The organism is Mesorhizobium sp. M5C.F.Ca.ET.164.01.1.1 (genome assembly GCF_004792125.1).
GTDB classification, from domain to species: Bacteria; Pseudomonadota; Alphaproteobacteria; order Rhizobiales; family Rhizobiaceae; genus Mesorhizobium; species Mesorhizobium wenxiniae.
In genome coordinates this window covers 1-381 of the sequence record NZ_SRTG01000191.1, presented here as the reverse complement: position 1 = coordinate 381, position 381 = coordinate 1, and the positions used below count along the sequence as shown (strand labels likewise).

General features: G+C 63.5%; 1 protein-coding gene. It reads right to left on the bottom strand.

The annotated features are described in order from the left end of the window. Positions 1–324: PfkB family carbohydrate kinase (locus tag EN807_RS33070; protein ID WP_246684515.1), on the bottom strand; the 324-nt coding region annotated here is incomplete at its 3' end. Positions 325–381: the final 57 nt, after the last annotated feature.

Genomic DNA, 381 nt, shown 5'->3' with positions numbered 1-381 from the left:
GATGCGGTTCTCGCCTGCAGCGTCGAGAATGATGATCCCGGCCATCGTCGGTGTCCCGACCATCTGCCTCACTGCCGAGCAGTCGACGCCTTCGGCGCGCCAGAGTTGCACTGCCTCGTCACCGAATTTGTCGGCGCCCACGCCCGCCAGCAGTTTGCATCTGGCGCCGAGACGCGCAGCTCCAATAGCCTGGTTAGAGCCCTTGCCGCCATTTCCGAAGGCAAACCCCGACCCCAGCAGGGTCTCGCCGGGCGCTGGCACGTCGCCCACAATCCAAAACGCAACTCCGTACGAGCCGACGACATAAACTTCGCAGGTGGGCATCATCTGCTCCGGCCGATTAATTGGCGTGGTTGAGCGATCGAGGCGCTCTTGCGCTCG